The sequence below is a fragment of the Paenibacillus sp. FSL H7-0756 genome, from assembly GCF_038006765.1.
Lineage (GTDB): Bacteria > Bacillota > Bacilli > Paenibacillales > Paenibacillaceae > Paenibacillus_AQ.
Genome location: NZ_JBBOVT010000002.1, coordinates 974,380 through 990,392 on the forward strand (window position 1 = coordinate 974,380; position 16,013 = coordinate 990,392).

General features: G+C 53.2%; 14 protein-coding genes. All 14 read right to left on the reverse strand.

The window, feature by feature from the left end; translation table 11 throughout:
• Positions 1-8: 8 nt before the first annotated feature.
• Complete coding sequence (locus NST04_RS20810) at positions 9-761, reverse strand: ABC transporter ATP-binding protein (protein WP_341185951.1); 753 nt, start codon at positions 759-761, stop codon at positions 9-11.
• Complete coding sequence (locus NST04_RS20815) at positions 752-1,516, reverse strand: ABC transporter ATP-binding protein (protein ID WP_341185952.1); 765 nt, start codon at positions 1,514-1,516, stop codon at positions 752-754. Before NST04_RS20815 ends, NST04_RS20810 begins: the two co-directional genes overlap by 10 nt.
• Positions 1,513-2,382 carry an ABC transporter permease gene (locus NST04_RS20820; protein ID WP_341185953.1) on the reverse strand — a complete coding sequence of 290 codons (870 nt, stop codon included), beginning with the start codon at positions 2,380-2,382 and terminating at the stop codon, positions 1,513-1,515. The genes NST04_RS20815 and NST04_RS20820 overlap by 4 nt, the downstream gene beginning before the upstream one ends.
• On the reverse strand, positions 2,379-3,368 hold the full coding sequence (locus NST04_RS20825; protein ID WP_341185954.1) for an ABC transporter permease: 990 nt from the start codon (positions 3,366-3,368) through the stop codon (positions 2,379-2,381). Before NST04_RS20825 ends, NST04_RS20820 begins: the two co-directional genes overlap by 4 nt.
• Positions 3,365-4,963, reverse strand: a complete 1,599-nt coding sequence (locus NST04_RS20830) for an ABC transporter substrate-binding protein (protein WP_341185955.1) — start codon at positions 4,961-4,963, stop codon at positions 3,365-3,367. Before NST04_RS20830 ends, NST04_RS20825 begins: the two co-directional genes overlap by 4 nt.
• Positions 4,964-5,124: 161 nt before the next feature.
• Positions 5,125-6,252: an NAD(P)/FAD-dependent oxidoreductase gene (locus NST04_RS20835; RefSeq protein ID WP_341185956.1), complete on the reverse strand. Its 1,128-nt coding sequence runs from the start codon at positions 6,250-6,252 to the stop codon at positions 5,125-5,127.
• 36 nt (positions 6,253-6,288) lie between these two features.
• Entirely contained in the window at positions 6,289-6,603 is a 315-nt protein-coding gene (locus tag NST04_RS20840; protein ID WP_341185957.1) for an alpha/beta fold hydrolase, read from the reverse strand.
• 60 nt (positions 6,604-6,663) lie between these two features.
• Entirely contained in the window at positions 6,664-7,044 is a 381-nt protein-coding gene (locus NST04_RS20845; protein ID WP_341185958.1) for an alpha/beta fold hydrolase, read from the reverse strand.
• Positions 7,045-7,662: 618 nt separating this feature from the next.
• Positions 7,663-8,535: an amidohydrolase family protein gene (locus NST04_RS20850; protein WP_340992858.1), complete on the reverse strand. Its 873-nt coding sequence runs from the start codon at positions 8,533-8,535 to the stop codon at positions 7,663-7,665.
• A 20-nt stretch (positions 8,536-8,555) separates the two neighbouring features.
• A complete protein-coding gene (locus NST04_RS20855; protein ID WP_341185959.1) occupies positions 8,556-11,675 on the reverse strand; it encodes a GNAT family N-acetyltransferase in 3,120 nt (1,039 codons plus the stop codon).
• A 124-nt stretch (positions 11,676-11,799) separates the two neighbouring features.
• The gene (locus NST04_RS20860; protein ID WP_341185960.1) at positions 11,800-12,294 is read right to left on the reverse strand and encodes a DedA family protein; all 495 of its coding nucleotides are present in this window, start codon (positions 12,292-12,294) and stop codon (positions 11,800-11,802) included.
• A 6-nt stretch (positions 12,295-12,300) separates the two neighbouring features.
• Positions 12,301-12,825: a CDP-diacylglycerol--serine O-phosphatidyltransferase gene (gene pssA / locus NST04_RS20865; RefSeq protein WP_036693913.1), complete on the reverse strand. Its 525-nt coding sequence runs from the start codon at positions 12,823-12,825 to the stop codon at positions 12,301-12,303.
• Between the two features lie 40 nt (positions 12,826-12,865).
• A complete protein-coding gene (locus NST04_RS20870) occupies positions 12,866-14,620 on the reverse strand; it encodes a sensor histidine kinase (protein ID WP_341185961.1) in 1,755 nt (584 codons plus the stop codon).
• Complete coding sequence (locus NST04_RS20875; protein ID WP_341185962.1) at positions 14,617-15,297, reverse strand: response regulator transcription factor; 681 nt, start codon at positions 15,295-15,297, stop codon at positions 14,617-14,619. Before NST04_RS20875 ends, NST04_RS20870 begins: the two co-directional genes overlap by 4 nt.
• Positions 15,298-16,013: the final 716 nt, after the last annotated feature.

Below are 16,013 nucleotides of genomic sequence, written 5' to 3' on the forward strand. Positions count from 1 at the left end.
TTGAATGTTCAATATTGCGGCATCTTGGGCACCGCAGACAATAGCTCACGGCTGTATTCATGCTGGGGCCGGACGAAGAACTCATCCTTCGAATTCACCTCGACCAGTTGCCCCTGACGCATGACAGCGACAGTATCACTGACGGCATGAATGACTCCCAGATCATGGGAGATGAACAGCATCGTCAGATTAAGCTCGGCTTGCAGCGTATGGAATAGCTCCAGCACGCTGCGCTGCACCGAGACATCCAGTGCGCTTGTAGGCTCATCGGCGATCAGCAAGCCCGGCTCCACGCTAAGTGCGCGGGCAATGGCAATCCGCTGGCGCTGGCCGCCGGAGAATTCATGCGGATATCTGTCCAGAGATCTGGCATCCAGCTGCACCCGGCTAAGCAGCTCCTTACTTCTGCGCTCGACCTGCGAACGCTCTACAATCCGGTGGAACAGCAAGGCTTCCGCCAGAATCTGCCGGACGGTATGCCGTGGATTCAGCGATGAATCCGGGTTCTGGAAGATCATCTGGATCTGCTTATGCTGCGCCTTGCTCCGCTTCCGGCCTAACGGCTCCGCGCCCAGCAGAAGCTGTCCTGCATCCGGGGTGATCAGTCCGGCGATGACCCGGGCCAGCGTAGACTTCCCCGAGCCGGACTCACCGACAAGCCCCAGCGTGGTATGCCGCTCAAGCTCCAGCCGGATCTGATCCAGAGCTGTGAACCCGCCGTAACGAACGCTTACATCCTGCACCTGTAGTGCTACTTCCATGAGACCCCGCCTCCTTCCAGCTCCGGCAGAGGGAGCACCGAATCCATTAACATCTGTGTATAAGCCTCAGCCGGATGCCGCAGCAGGCTATGCGTCTCGCCTTGCTCAATGATCCGGCCCTGCTTCATTACAACCAGTCTGGAGCAGAGATTGGCGGCAATCGCCAGGTTGTGGGTCACAAAGACCATAGCGAAGCCCAACTCTTGCTGCAAATTCGTAATCGTATCTATAATCTGGCGCTGAACCGTTACATCCAGCGCGGTGGTCGGCTCATCACAGAGCAGAATGCCCGGCTTGCAGGCCAGCGCCAAAGCAATGACGACACGCTGGCACTGGCCGCCGGAAAGCTGCCCCGGGTAGCGGTCTTTTGTCTTCAGCGAAGCTGGAAGACCCAGCCGCTCAAGGAGTTCCAGGGCAATGCGCCGTGCAGCCTTCAGACTGGTTCTCTGTCTGTAATAGACAACCTCGGTCAGCTGCTTCACTACCGGGCAGAGCGGGTCCAGTGCCCCTCTGGGGTCCTGGAACACCATGGCACTGCTCACCTTACTGCGGACCGTTCCGCCGGTCTGCTCTACACCGCGCGGAAGCAGGCCGAGAATGGCCCGCAGCGTCAACGATTTGCCCGAGCCGGATTCGCCCACTAGTCCGAGGCTTTCGCCGCGCTCAAGGGAGAAGCTAACGCTGTTAACCAGAATTTCTGTGGACGGGGCAGCTAGTGTCAGTTCTTCGAGTTCAAGTACAGGTTGTGTTGTCATCCTTTTCTCCTCCAGACATCAGCCAGTCCGTCTCCCAGAAGAGACAACGCAATTCCCGTATACACGACTGCGAAGCCGGGAACCGCCGACAACCACCAGGCTGTGGTAATGAAGGGCTGTCCGTCAGCGATCATCGTTCCCCAATCCGGCGTAGGCGGGGCAATCCCTATCCCCAGGTAACCCAGCGTAACGATGGCTACCAGGAGTCCGATCATATCTGTCATCAGCACGACAACGGCTTGCGGCAATACATTCGGCAGAAGATGGCGCAGAAGGATTCGGTATCCGGGCAGACCGAGTGTCTGCGCTGAGGCAATCCATTCCTGCTTCCGGAAGGACGCGCTAAGTCCTCTGACCACACGGGCGAATACAATCCAGCCTACGAGAATGAAGGTGATATAGATTCCGCGCTCCCCTGCCCCGCTGGCGAAGGCCACGATAATGACGATCAGATAGAAAGGGAAGGCAATAAAAGTGTCCGTGATCAGCGATATGATTCTATCGGTCCATTTGCCATAGTACCCCGAGATCATACCCAGCATGACGCCCGTGCAGAACGGAATAATCTCAGCCAGCACCATGATCGTCAGATCCGTCCGGGCGGCATAGATCAGTCTGGTGAACAAATCACGGCCAAGCTGGTCGGTACCGAGCCAGTGGGCTGCGGAAGGCGGCTGCAGGAAGGCGCTCAGATTCTGCTCCGTAGGGTTGTACGGACTTAAGTAAGGGATGAATATGGCGAGTAGTATAAGTATAACGAACATAATGATTCCGATCAGCAGTGACGGGGTGTTAAGCACTCTTCGGAGTCCGCTTGCGGGCTTCCCGAGTTCCGGCAGGGCTGTGTCTATCTGTGTAGTATTCATGATTTCCCCTTCGTTCTGGGATCAAGCCACCCGGAGATCATTTCGATCAGCAGACTGATAATCACAACAGCCAGCGCACAATAGAGCGCAATCCCTTGAATCACCGGAAAATCTCTATTCGAGATGGAGGTGAACAGCAGGCTGCCAATGCCCTTGATCCCGAAGACCTGCTCCACAACGAGCGTTCCCCCGATCAGGTAGGACACATTTACTCCAAGCAGCATCAGGGTCGGCAATGCCGAATTGCGCAGCACATGCTTGAACAGGATCACTCTGGACGGGATTCCAGCTGCACGGAGAGTGACAACGAATTCGGATTCCAGCACTTCCAGCATTTGTGCACGCAGCGAGCGGACCAGCGTAGGAATCTGTGAAAAAGCAATCGTGACCGCCGGAAGCACCAGACTATGGAGCGTACCCGACCAGCCCTCGCCGATTCCACCTACCGGGAACCAGCCAAGCCGAACGCTGAAGAACAGAATGAACAGAATCCCAACCCAGAAGACCGGCATCCCGAGGGTGACCGCTGGAATAATGCGGATCAGATGGTCTAGCAGCTTGTCCTTGTGGGTGGCAGCAACCGTTGCCAGCAGTAGTGCTGTAATTATCGCAAGACCCGAGGCGATTACAATCAGCAGTAGTGTGACCGGCGCACGCTCTGCAATCAGCTCTCTGGTCGAGGTGCCGGCAACAATGGAGTTTCCGGTATCTCCCTGAGTGAACAGCAGCTTCACGAACCGGGTGAACTGATCCCACAGGGAGAGATCCAGTCCCAGTGTGTGGTGCATACTCTTAAGTGCTTCTGGTGTGCTGTATTCACCGAGAATCATTTTGGCGGGGTCGCCGGGTACCATTCGGATCAGGAAAAAGACCGCCGTCATTACGCAGAGGATAACAAGTAAGGCTCTTACAAGGGCTAAGGCCAGCCACTTGTAAGAACCGTTGTTTCCAGCTGCACCGCTCAGGGTCAGCTTGGATTTCATCATTTAGTTAGCCGGACATCTTCCAGACGGATGCTGCCGTTAGGCAGAACCACAAGTCCGTCAACAGAAGAACGGGCGCCGATCAGGATATCCGGATAGTACAGCGGAATGTAAGGAACTTCATCGGCAAGCGTCTGTAAAAGCTCGGTGTAGATGGCAGCCCGTCCCTCACCGTCAGCTGTCTTCTGGCCTTCATATAACAGCTTGGTTACCTTCTCATTCGTGTAATGTGTCCAGTACGATTTGCTGAAGCCTTCCGGGTCGGTCTGGAACGCCAGAATCGAGTTCGCTTCCGGGGAATCCGCCTGACCGCTGTTCAGCATCGCGGCGAAATCATAAGCGAAGAAGCGTTCGCGGAAGGTAGCCAGCTCGACCGATTCAATCTCAATCTTGATCCCGATCGCCTGGCCGGCGGCCTGGATAATCTGGGCTTCCTGTGCCCGGGTACTGTTGCCGGAAGCCACCAGCAGCTTGGTGGAGAATCCGTCAGGGAAAGCCGATTTGGCCAGCTCTGCCTTGGCCGCCGCCGGATCGAAAGTGAGCGCCTTGATCTTGTCATTGGCATTGTAAGGAATCGTTGCCGGCAACAGGGAAGTCGCCGTCTGCGCATAGCCGAAGGTCAGGGCCTTGGTCAGCCCGTCACGGTCAAGCGCCAGTGCCAGTGCCCGGCGGACATGCACATCGGAGAAGTGCTTATCCAGTGTGTTGAAGAAGAGCTGTTCTGTCACCCAACTGCCGTTCGTTACCACTGTAGTGTCTGAACCGTCCTTGATCTCACCCGCATTCTGCAGCGACAGGGCTTCAACTGCATTCACCGCTCCGGCTTTAAGCTGGTTGATGGCCTGGCTGTCGTCCTGGATCAGCTTATAGACAAGCTTGTCGATATAAGGCTGGCCTTCCTTCCAGTAGTTGGTATTCTTAGTGAAGGTCACATCCCCTGCAGGGTCCCATGTCTCGATTACGAATGGACCGGTGCCTACCGGCTTCTTGAAGAACTCCTCTTCGGTCACACCGCCGAAGTCCTTCGGAATGATGCCGTTCGAGAAGTTCGACAGCTCCGAGATGAACGGGGTGTAGGGTTCTTTTAGCGTGATTACGAGCGTCTTCTCATCCTGTGCCTTCACCGTATCCACCTTGGCCGAAATCGCCAGCGGACCGCCAACCTTTAGATGCCGCTCCAGAGAGAATACCGCATCTGCGGCTGTTACCGGCGTACCATTCGAGAACTTTAAGCCGTCACGCAGGACGAAGGTGTATGTTAAGCCATCTTCGCTGATCGTATGCGACTGTGCCAACTGATCCGTAATTTCACCCTTGCTGTCAAAAGCAACCAGCGACTCAAACACTTTATCAATCGCAAATGCGTTATTCGATGTAATCTGGTTATGTAGATCAAATGACGTTACGGAAGCCGGGCGGCCATACACGAAGGTGCCTCCAATTGCAGGCTCTGCGTTGCTTGCACTTTCCGTTGCCGCTGGAGCCGTACTGGCCTTAGCCCCATTATTGGAATCCGCAGGATCGGCAGACCCGGAGCAGCCGGCAAGCAGCGATACGAATAGTACCGCGAGTGTACCTAGCCCTGCTGTTTTTCTCATAGAAGCTTTTAAATTTATCACGTGTGATCCACCCTTCCTATAAATCATATACGTTTAGTATGAATTGTATTATGGATCAGACCTTCACTTCTGTCAAACAAAAATTCATCCGCTCAGCCGAATTGAATCATAATGTTCCAATGAAGGAAATGTATTCGTAATCATCCGCCGGTTATGGCTCTATGAAGGCTATACTCGTCCAGTTCCAGATCAGGCTCTCTCCCAAGTGCCAGCTTCGCCAGCTGATAACCGATATACGGCCCCATGGTAAGTCCTGAAGCTCCCAGACCATTGGCCGCAAGGATTCCGCTCCACCCGGGAACAGTCCCAATGACCGGCAAAAATCCCGGAGTGAACGGACGGAAGCCGACCCTCACTTCACTATAGGTACCATCCGCCAGTCCAGGCGCAACTTCCAGCCCCTTAGTCAGAATCTCCTGCATCCCGCTGGCGGTCACTCTGGTATTATATCCTTCTACGTCATTCTCATGAGTAGCTCCGATAACAATCTGCTGCCGGGCAAAAGCGAGCAGATATTGATCGCTTGGCGGGATCACTACCGGCCAAACTTCCGTATCTTGTTGGTCAGATACCTGCAAATGCATAATCTGCCCCTTCTGGTAGCTCACCTTGAAGTCAATGCCCAGCGGCCGGAGCAAGGGGTTCGCCCATGCGCCTGCACAGATAATCACTTCATCCGCCGGATAAAAGTGTCCCCCTGCGTTGACTCCAGTGACCCGGTTCGGTTCAAAGGCGAGCGCAGCATCGCCGCTAACCATGACCGCACCCTGCTGCTGCGCTGAATGAAGCAGAGCGTTCCGCAAAGCGCGGCCATCCACCCTTGCAGCACCGCTGATATGAACCGAGGCGTATCCTTCCGCCAGCAGCGGGAACCGATCACGGGTCTCCTGTGCGCTAAGCCGCGTGATGACTCCGATCTCCGGGGCATCTGCCAGCCGCATCCGTGCCCGCTCTTCTATTTTGTCGAGCTTACTCTCATCCGTATGTATACTAAGCGCTCCAACCCTGGCATAACCGGTATGCGCTTCGCCGCCTTCCATAAGCTGACTAATCAACTCGGGATAGAACCGTGCCCCCGCCTTCGCCAGCCTGTACCAGGCCTGATTGCGCCGCTGCGACAGCCAGGGACAGATAATCCCTGCCGCTGCATCCGTAGCTTGTCCAGGGTCTTGACGGTCTATAATCAGCACCTCTGCCCCCATCACTGCCAGCTGATAGGCTGCCGAGGCCCCGAGAATCCCTGCTCCGATCACAATGACTTTCTTCATCTGTACGTCCTTTCTGGATGTGTATATCTCCTTGTGTTAGTGGATAGGGTTCTGTGCAAGGAATTCAAGAATGGTATTGTTAACCAGGATAGGCTGTTCTCGTAGCATATGCGGGCGGTGACCTGCTCCCTGAACGATCAGCATCCTTGCACCCGTAACGAGGGAAGCTAGCTTTGCCGTTCTATCCTCTCCCGCGAACGGATCATGCTCCCCTGAAATTAGCAGTGCCGGGCAAGTTATACTACTTAACTGCTCCTCCGTGAGATCCGGGTATCTGATCCAGTCTTGCACCGTTTGCCGCAGATAATGTTGCCAATTCCCCTGATGGGCCTCCTGATGCCTCTCGATCATCTGATCAATGAAGGCTTGCTGCTGATTCGCCAGCAGCTGTTCAGGTTCGTACTCCCCGGCTCAAGCCGGTTCACAGAAGCCGCTGGTTCCAATCGTAGTCAGCGTAGCAATCCGTCCCGGATGATTCACTGCCAGGTATAGCCCTACGCCCGCTCCCATACTATATCCAATAAGATGTGCCCGTTCAATGTTCATTCGATCCATGAATCCGGCGACATCCTCAGCTATTCGTGGAGTAGACCAGTCCAGATCCCGGCAGCGGGTCCTGCCATGCCCTCTCAGATCCGGGAAGTAACATCTGTATTGGTTCTGGAAGTCCAGAACCTGGCTGCTGAAGGCCAGCATGCTGCGGGAATAATGACTGTGCAGGAAGATCACCGGTTCTCCGGTACCCATCTGTTCATAGAACATTTCAAGTTCGTTAATCTGTATGTATGGCATAATACTCCTCCCTCAGTAAATGTGAAGAAACCATTACCGGACCTTTACGAGTCAGCTTCTCATTGCACAGTTGTCATTCGGATGCTGTAGGCACTTGAATGATAGTAACTGCATTTTGTACAACAGAATGCTGTAAAAAAGGCTTCGAAATAGCTTCTATTGTATTCAGTGCAATAGAATACTGAAAAAAGGCCATTTTTCACCCAAAACACAACATTCTACTGTATGAAATACAATAGAATCTAATTTTACGGTCAGCTTTGCATTTTCTATTGCAGAAAATACAATCAGCTAGTTGAATTTAAGAGCAGAAGTCGGTAAAGGGTGCAGGATCAGCCCAGGATCAGCCCAGGATCAATCCAGGATCAGCCCAGCATCAATCCAGGATCAGCCCAGTATCAGCCCAGGATCAGCCCAGGATCAGCCCAGGATCAGCTCGATGTTCGTGCTCAGACTTTAACACCCTAAAGTTCATTCTAACAGTTGTAAAACTGTTGCAGCACTACTCTCAGCTTACCACAGGTCATTCGTCAGAAGTAGTAGCCTGCCCCGCTGCCCCGCGCAACAAACCGAAAACCCCCGGAATACCATTCCGGGGGCATGCATTAAAAACCATCATTACAAATTCAGTTCTCTAATCCGCTCCGCAAGCTTAGGGAACACGCGGAGTGCGTTGTTATAAAAGACATCCTCATGGTAGGCTTCTGGCACCAGGTGCTTCACGAAGGTAATATAAGCGTCCAGCGGGACCAGCGGCCAGTCGGTGCCGAAGACCAGACGGTCGTATTTCTCGGCGAACACCAGCGCCCGGCGGAAATGATCGGTATAGGTCTGCTCGGTCAGCAGCCGGTCCACCTTGGCCTGATCGCCGACAATCCAGCCGGATAAATCTGTATAGAGATTAGGGTTTTTCTCCAGCAGGGCTGCGGTGTCCATGACCCAGGGATCGCCCAGGTGGCAGAGCATGAAGGTAATCTCCCGGTGCTTCAGGAAGGTCTCTTCCATGGACAGCGGATGGGAATACTTCAGCAATCCCTGGTCCGCGTAAGTCAATCCGCCATGAATGACCACCGGGAGGCCGTAAGCGGCAGCCAGCTTGTAGACCGGATCATAAATTTCATCCCCCACATTGAAGTGGTAATACCCGGCATACAGCTTGATGCCAACGACATCCGTCCGCTGCAATGATTGCTCCAGTGCTTCAAGCTGTCCCTCCAGATGAAGGGTGAGCGGGTTAATGCCCACGCAGGTGAACAGATTGTCCGGCAGGGTCTCGCTCAGGTCAAGCAGCATAGGATTGAGGGCAGCGGAATCGGGAAAAGCTCCGGCAACCGTCTCAGTCACTCCCATACCGACTCCGGCAATTACACCGCTGCGGCGGAACTCCTCCAGGAGTCCCTTGCCGGTATAATCGATATGCGCCAAGGTCTGCGCCGTTTCGTGGAAGGCTGCAATATTGGAATAGTGCACATGTGCGTCAATGATTTTCATAGAAGCTTCCTTTCTCTGACTCACTTCTTGAACCGGATCGACAGCAGATCGCCATAAGCCTGATCAGGTACCTGGAGATCTGAGATCAGATAGAATTGCGGCTTGCTGAATTGCTCCTTGCCATCCTGCAGATGCAGGTATTCCTCCGTATATGACAATATTGCATCTGCATTCACCATAAGCGAGGGAGAGGAATGCTCAGGTGCTGCAATTAACGTCAAGCGTTGCTTCCGCTCCTCAGAACCCAATTGCAGAAGACCGTTAGAACTTTTAGCTCCTGACTGTACTTTGCCTGCCTTATATACCAGTTGTTCACCTCTGCTGTTCTTGAGGTACCCTCTACCGTCCTTGATGGCAGAAGCAGCCTGATAGAAGGTTGAAGTCTCCAGCTGCAACGGGCATAGCGGACCGCCTGTGTTCTGCTCCACATGTACTGTAGAAGCAAGCACCAGAACGCCCGGCAGCAGCATGAAATACTGATGCAGTACGAGTCCTTTGTATTTATCATTCTTCTGAATGGATACGCTCATCCGTATCCCCGACCAGCGGTTCCCCTTGTTATCGGTCAACTCCGCGAAATCAGCCGTTAACGGCTCCTCCATGAAGCTGCGTAAGGCGATTTCTTCCACACTGGTTACGATACCACCCACCCAAGGATTCCACCAGGATTTCGCAACCGGCTGCGGAAAAGAAGATTCAAGCCATTCCTCGCCCTGATGGGTAAGCGAGAACAATCCCGGCGCGAAGTCAGGGCTGGCCTGTATCCGCAGAATGCCGTTGTCCACAGCCAGTACCTGTGCTCCTTCTGCTACAAGTCTCTCCTGCCGGACAGGTTCATCCGCGACCGGCAAGACCAGGAAGGATTGATCCTGCACATAACTGTCCATATCCAGATGCAGGGTCAGCACATCCGGGGCTGCTCCTGCTGGCACAGTCAGCGGCAGAGCCGCTTCTCTGAGCTTCGCTTCCTCATGTACTGTTAGCCGCGCTTCCGCCATGCTGCCTGCATCGGAAGAGAGCCGAATCTCACCCGCCAGATAGCTCTTCTTCTGGTCCTTAAGTAAAAGCATAGCCTCTCCGCTTATAAACGGATTCCCGTTATTCAAGCTCAGTTCCAGCTGTTCTGTAGCGGCCAGTTCATCAGCGTTCTTGTTGCCGCTTTGCAGCGCATAGGCCCGGAAATCCTGCCAATGGTCCCAGGTGCCCAGCGCGATCCGCAGCGGCGGCGTCTCCTTACGCCCGCCGGCGGGAATCCGCCCCAGAGAATGCTCTACGGCATGCATCCACGAGTCCTGAATCAGCTTAAGCTCTGACGGCCAGCTAATCCCTCTGGAGAAGCCTTCATCGTCAGCGAACATCCAGTTCTCTGTGAAATCCTGTGCCTCCCAGTAATCCGGGCTGGAGGCTTCAACCCCTGCGCTCAGATCTATATATTTGCCGCGGTAAGGGATGACGCCGCCATGCAGACCGAAGCGGAAGCTGTCCTTCAGGAACAGCTCTTCCTCCTGAACGGTAGCCTGCAGATTGTCGATTCGGAAATAACGGGAGACAATCCCGTTGCCGAACAGCTTCACAACCATTGTCAGCAGCAAGCCATCTCTGATGCCGGCTTCATAAGTGGCCTCAAGCACGATAGCCTCTTGATCCCTGGAGATCTTCACATCCAGCGCCGTGAATTTCTTGAATTCATTCGTATAAGGTAAGCCCAGCTTAGGATAAGGCAGGTTCATCAGATATTTACGGTTCTCAAAAAAGGTAAGCCAGTGGTTTGTTTTGTTCAGTACGGCCGAATAGCGGCCATTGCTTATGATCCAGTCCTTGTCGGTCGGGCCGCCGAAGGCCGTCTCTGCTCCGGAGAAGACCAGGCTCAGCTCCTGTTCCAGTATAGCTGAATCGGCTCCTTCTTCTGCACTGTGGATACTCACCGTATGGTGCCAAATGCCATACCCGAGCAGCCGGGCCGCTGCGGTGACGGTTCTCCGGCTCTTTGCCGGAACCTCTACGGTAATCCGGGTCTGGCCGAACGCCAGAATCTCATCCTCCGGCAGCTCAAAGCTGAACACGGTGTCTGTGTTGTACTCATTCTCTACCGTTACATCCAGCTCGACCTCTTCGCCCGCGAAAAGCGTTCTGTCAGGTACCTGAAGCTTCACCTTGACCGGAAATTTCGGCTTAATGCCCAGCTTGAAGATGGCAGGAAGACCGTTAATGAGCAGTTCTGCCTCCACCACAGGGTGGGTCTGATAGAGATCCTGCTCCTCCTTCACCGGATGGATGAAGAAGCGGCCTTCAATCCGTGCCTCGGATTCGATTGTCTGAGCAGCGTCCAGCTCTATGCGGATTTGCTCATTGCTTTTACCGCTAATCTGGAGCGCCAGGGGCTTACCGCTTTTGTTCACGGCTTCGTAAATGACAGGGTATTCCGCTCCAAACGGCAGCTCATGCTGCGCAGGAATCGTTACCTGTATCCGGTAATCCTCCGTCTCAATGAGACGCAGGCCACGGCCGGTCCGTTCATATTCCATTTTCAGCGACAGACCATCCTTCAGCCATTCATATGTAAAATAGTCAAAGCCGTTTTCCCCGTGACCGTCAGGCTCCACCTTGATCTCACGGATGCTGTCGTTATACCAGTCTATCTTTTCGAAATAAGACTTCACCGCTCCGGTCTGAAGCACCGAGGGAATGAAGTTCATCAGGTGAGTGGTGTCATCCCGGTCCTCCCAGAAGAACCCGCTTTTCTTATAAGTGGGCACTGCCTTGACATTACCGGGCCAAGTATAAAGATCCAGCCGCGGCCAGCCCAGCTTAATCGTCTCTTCGATCGAACGCCTTACCAGCGCCTTACCCACCTTGCGTCCATGGTAATCCGGTCTCACGTTGAGCAGAGCAATATAGAGCGCTCCGGTATCCTCTTTATAATGGGAGAAGCTGCAGTATCCGATGACCTCTGAGCCGCTTACCGCCAGGAACAACTTGAGCATCGGACTTTTCTCGTGTTCACGCAGCACGCTCTCCTCAGTCCGGTACGCTCCGTCTCCGCCCCAGCTCTCTGCGCTTCTGTTCCACATCTCGGCAATGGAAGCGGCATGCCTCTCCGGTATATATTCTTCAATCACGATATCTTGTAGTTCGGGCATTACAGTACTACCTCCTCGTGTCGCTATAATTCCTGGCCTCATAGCCATAAATACTACTTGCAGTATATAACAGAACGATCAGCCACTGTAAGATCCTGTTTGATTATAAAAGAATATTACTTAATTAGACAAAGGTTAGCTTCGATCCGATCAGATAGCCAATCGAGACAAACAGGAGTGACCAGATAAAGGCACCGGCAAGGGTGACCATTAAATATTTCCGGAAGGACATGGCGCTGATGCCTGAGATGTAGCTGGTCACATGCCGGATGCCCGGCACAAAATAAGCGATGAATATCGTCCAGTTGCCGAACCGGAAAAACCAGCGTTTGACATAGGCGAATCTTTTGGGCGTCAGGCCTACCCATTTCCCGTACCGGTCCACGACAGGCTGCCCCACTCTGAGACCGATGGTATAGCTGATCAGCATGCCTGTAATTGAACCTATGAAGCAGACCAGAACCGAAAGCGAGAAATCCAGCACCATGGTAGAGGATAGATAGCCAACGAACAGCGTCAGCAGCTCATCGGGAACGGGAAGTCCGAGAAGCCCGAGCGCCAGCAGCGCGAATATAGCTATATAACCGTATTGTGAGATCATCTCGATGACCCATGGCATGAACAATCACTTCCTGTTAACGAATTTTTTGAACGAAGGGAACGGGACCCTGCTTATCATCAGTATAGACAACAGTCCCATTATTAAAATGAGCATTTCAGGCTTCAGCCGTTCACCTATAAGGGTGGTCATCGACAGAAGCAATCCCGCTGCCGTAATCGGCATGCCCACGAAGCCCTTGGAAGGAGCCGAGATATTGAATCTGGCCAGCCGCAGCGCCCCGCAGATCAGGAATGCAACCGCAGCCACAGGTCCGACCCACTGCACGTTCTCCAGCCGGTATAACAGAATAAGAAAGACGGGAGCGATACCAAAAGAAATAATATCCGCCAAAGAGTCCAGTTGTTTACCGAAATCACTGGTGCAATGCAGCATCCGGGCGAGCAGTCCGTCCATAACATCGCATATCGCAGCCAGCAGTATCATTAATAAAGCAAGATCATAACGTTCTTGAATCGTGAATAGCAGGGAAATTGATCCGAAGCCCAGGTTTCCCAGTGTGCACATTGAAGGCAGCCAGCTCCATTTCATGCTGTTCACTCCTTTCCTGACAAGTTAGTAATTGGGCGGCTCAGCCTCCAAAGGTTACACTAAAACAGACGCCGTCCGTGGTGTTCATCACTGCATACCGGCAGCCATGCATATCTAAAATTTGCTTCGCAATGGATAATCCGAGTCCGGTTCCGCCCGTCAGACGGCTGCGTGAAGCCTCGATCCGGTAGAACCGCTCCCAGATATGCGCCAGCTGATCCTCGGGGATTCGCTCCCCTTTGTTATGGATGGTGAATAAAAGCTTCTTGGGCTGACTCTCCAGTCTAACAGTTATAGTACTGCCCTCTTCGGCATGACGGATGGCGTTGGTCAGCAGATTGCTGAGCACCTGTTCAATCCATGTAGCATCCGCATATACGGGCAATTCATTCGCCGGGATAATGACTACATCCAGCTGCTTATTTTGAAGGGAATGCACCAGTTTATCGGTCACCTTCTCCGTCATTTCGCTTAGCATGAAGGAGCTTTTGCGCAGCTTGATCGTGCCGGACTCCAGCCGGGCCAGGTCCAGCATATCTTTTACCAGGAACTCCATCTTGTCGGCCTCTTCGATAATGACCTTGATGTAATGATCCTGCTTACCTGCGCTCACCCCGTCCTCCAGCCCTTCGGCGAAGCCCTTGATAATGCTAAGAGGCGTCTTCAGCTCATGAGAAGCACTGGAAAAAAAGTCCTGCTGCATCTGCTCCAGCTTCTTCTTCTGCTCCATCTCCTCCACCAGCTGCTGATTCGTCTCCCGAAGCTCGCCCAGTGCAGTGTCCAGACTTTGGGATAAGGTGAACATGCTTCTGGACAGGTTACCCAGCTCATCCTTCTGGCGGATGGAGTTATGACCGGTGAAATCGAGCGCTACCATCCGTTTGGCCGTATTATTGAGCTTGATTAAGGGCCGGGTCACCATCTTGGAATAGAACAGCGACAGAACCAGAATCAGCACGAACCCGCCAAGCCCCAGGTATAAAAAGAACCAGCGCAGCGCTTCATTGGAATCCTTAACATCCTGCAGCGAGGTCACTGAGAACAACAGCTCAATCTCTCCGCTGGCCTGCTTCACGGGCAGAATCATTACGGAATTGCGGATACCGCTCCAGGGAGCCGTCCACTCTTCCTTGACCATGTTCAGATTATTCAGGCTCTCCAGCTGACCCGGATTTAACGGAAACCAGTCCTCTATGGCCTCGAACAGGATGCCCTGGCGCGGGCTCCATATTTTCAGATCCGGCAGGACCAGCTCCGTAATGGTTCCGGTAATGCTGGTATTGTCCGAATCCGCCTCCTCGCCTACCGGCGTTCCCCCTTGTTTAGTAATATTAACCGGATAGAACAGCTGCCCGAGCTCGCTTGCGCTGACGACATGCTCTCCCTGTATGGTCACCCGGTCATTCTCCTTCAGATGGGCCGATCTCAGCATGTCGCCAAACTGATTCATGAACAGGGACATGGGAATCACCTGAGTTTGGCCCTTCTCATCGATCAGCTTCATGCGGAACGGATCTTCCGACTTCATCCGGCCATCCGGCTTCATAATGACCATCTGTGTCTTGTTGCGCAGCATGAACCGGACCAGCTCGCGGGAAGTGCGGGTTCTGCCCCAGGCTTCTTTGGTGTAGCTTGTCCCGAAGCTCTTCAGATGCTTCTCCACACGGGACTCCTTCTGTATCTGGTAGAAGCGGTCGAACAGCAGGAACTGGCTGAGGATGACCATCCCGTAAAAACAGACGAAGAAGATAACAGTCATCACGAACAGCTTGAAGGTAATTCCCCATCTTTTCATTCTTCGACCTCGAATCTGTAGCCGGTGCCAATGACCGTACGGATGTGGCGGGATTCATACCCCAGCTTGCTGCGCAGTTTCTTGATGTGGCTGTCCACGACCCGGGAGTCCCCCTCGAATTCAATTCCCCAGACCCGGCTGAGGATGGTGTCCCGCGAGACCACATGACCCTTGTTGCGGATCAGCAGCCATAGGAGATCATATTCCTTCGGGGTCAGCTCGACATCGGCGCCTTCCACTTCAAGACGGTGCGCCATGGTATTAAAAATGGCCGAGCCGAATCTCACTACACCGGATTCTGGCTGGTGTGCGCCTTCGACCCGTTTCATCAGCGCCGCAGCCCGGGCCACCAGCACCTTGGGACTGAACGGCTTGGTCACATAATCATCGGCTCCCAGCTCGAAGCCGTGAATTTTGTCATCATCGGCGGATTTGGCGGTCAGCAGAATGATCGGGGTTGCCGATTTCTTGCGGATCTCCCGGCATACCTGAAATCCGTCCATTTTGGGCATCATAATATCCAGAATCAGCAGATCCGGCACCAGTGAATCGAACCACAGGAGCGCGTCCTGCCCATTATCGGCTTCGCGCACCTCCCAGCCGTCCTGTATGAAGTAATCCGACACCAGCTCACGGATACGCAGCTCGTCTTCGACAAGCAGTAACTTTTTCTTCAATGTACTCCCTGCTTTCAACCCGTTTATACCTCTCAGCATAGTCGAGTGTTATGTCCTTTATGTGTCCTGGGGTGAAATTGATTGATAATTGGCCGAAATCTATGGTGGAGTTACTTGGGAGACCCTTGATTTTGAGTTCAATTTACGTCTTAGCTGAGGTGGACGCTGCGCAAACGGAACGTTGTTACAATCGCTGTTGTGTCCAGATTTTTATTATTTTTACCTAATCGGTAAAATCCGGACACAAAGGCGAACGCTACGCTTTTCCACGGGTCGTTCCGCCCGCTCCGCTGTTTGAGTGTAGGCAGCCCCACTTAACACAAACCTGAAAGAAAAAATGGTCCCACTGAACAGAAATTTGAAAGGCAAAGTAGCATCACTGTACGCCTCACCGAACGCCTCATTAAACACCTCACTGAACACCTCATTAAACGCCTCACTGAACACCGCGCTGGATAAATGTTGTACTTTTTGCAGGAACTTCGTCCGTTTGAGTTCAGATCATGCACATTGTTGTATTTATTGCAGGAATTCGGTGAGTTATGCAGCTGAGGAACACACATTGTTGCATTCTGTGCAGGAAATCTGTCAACTTAACCCTTAAGGAACACACATTGTTGTAATTAGTGCAGGAAATTCCCCAGCGTGGTGCTGGGTTATGCGCATTGTTGCACTTTGTGACCAATATGACCATAGGAAGAAAACGAAAGCGTGAC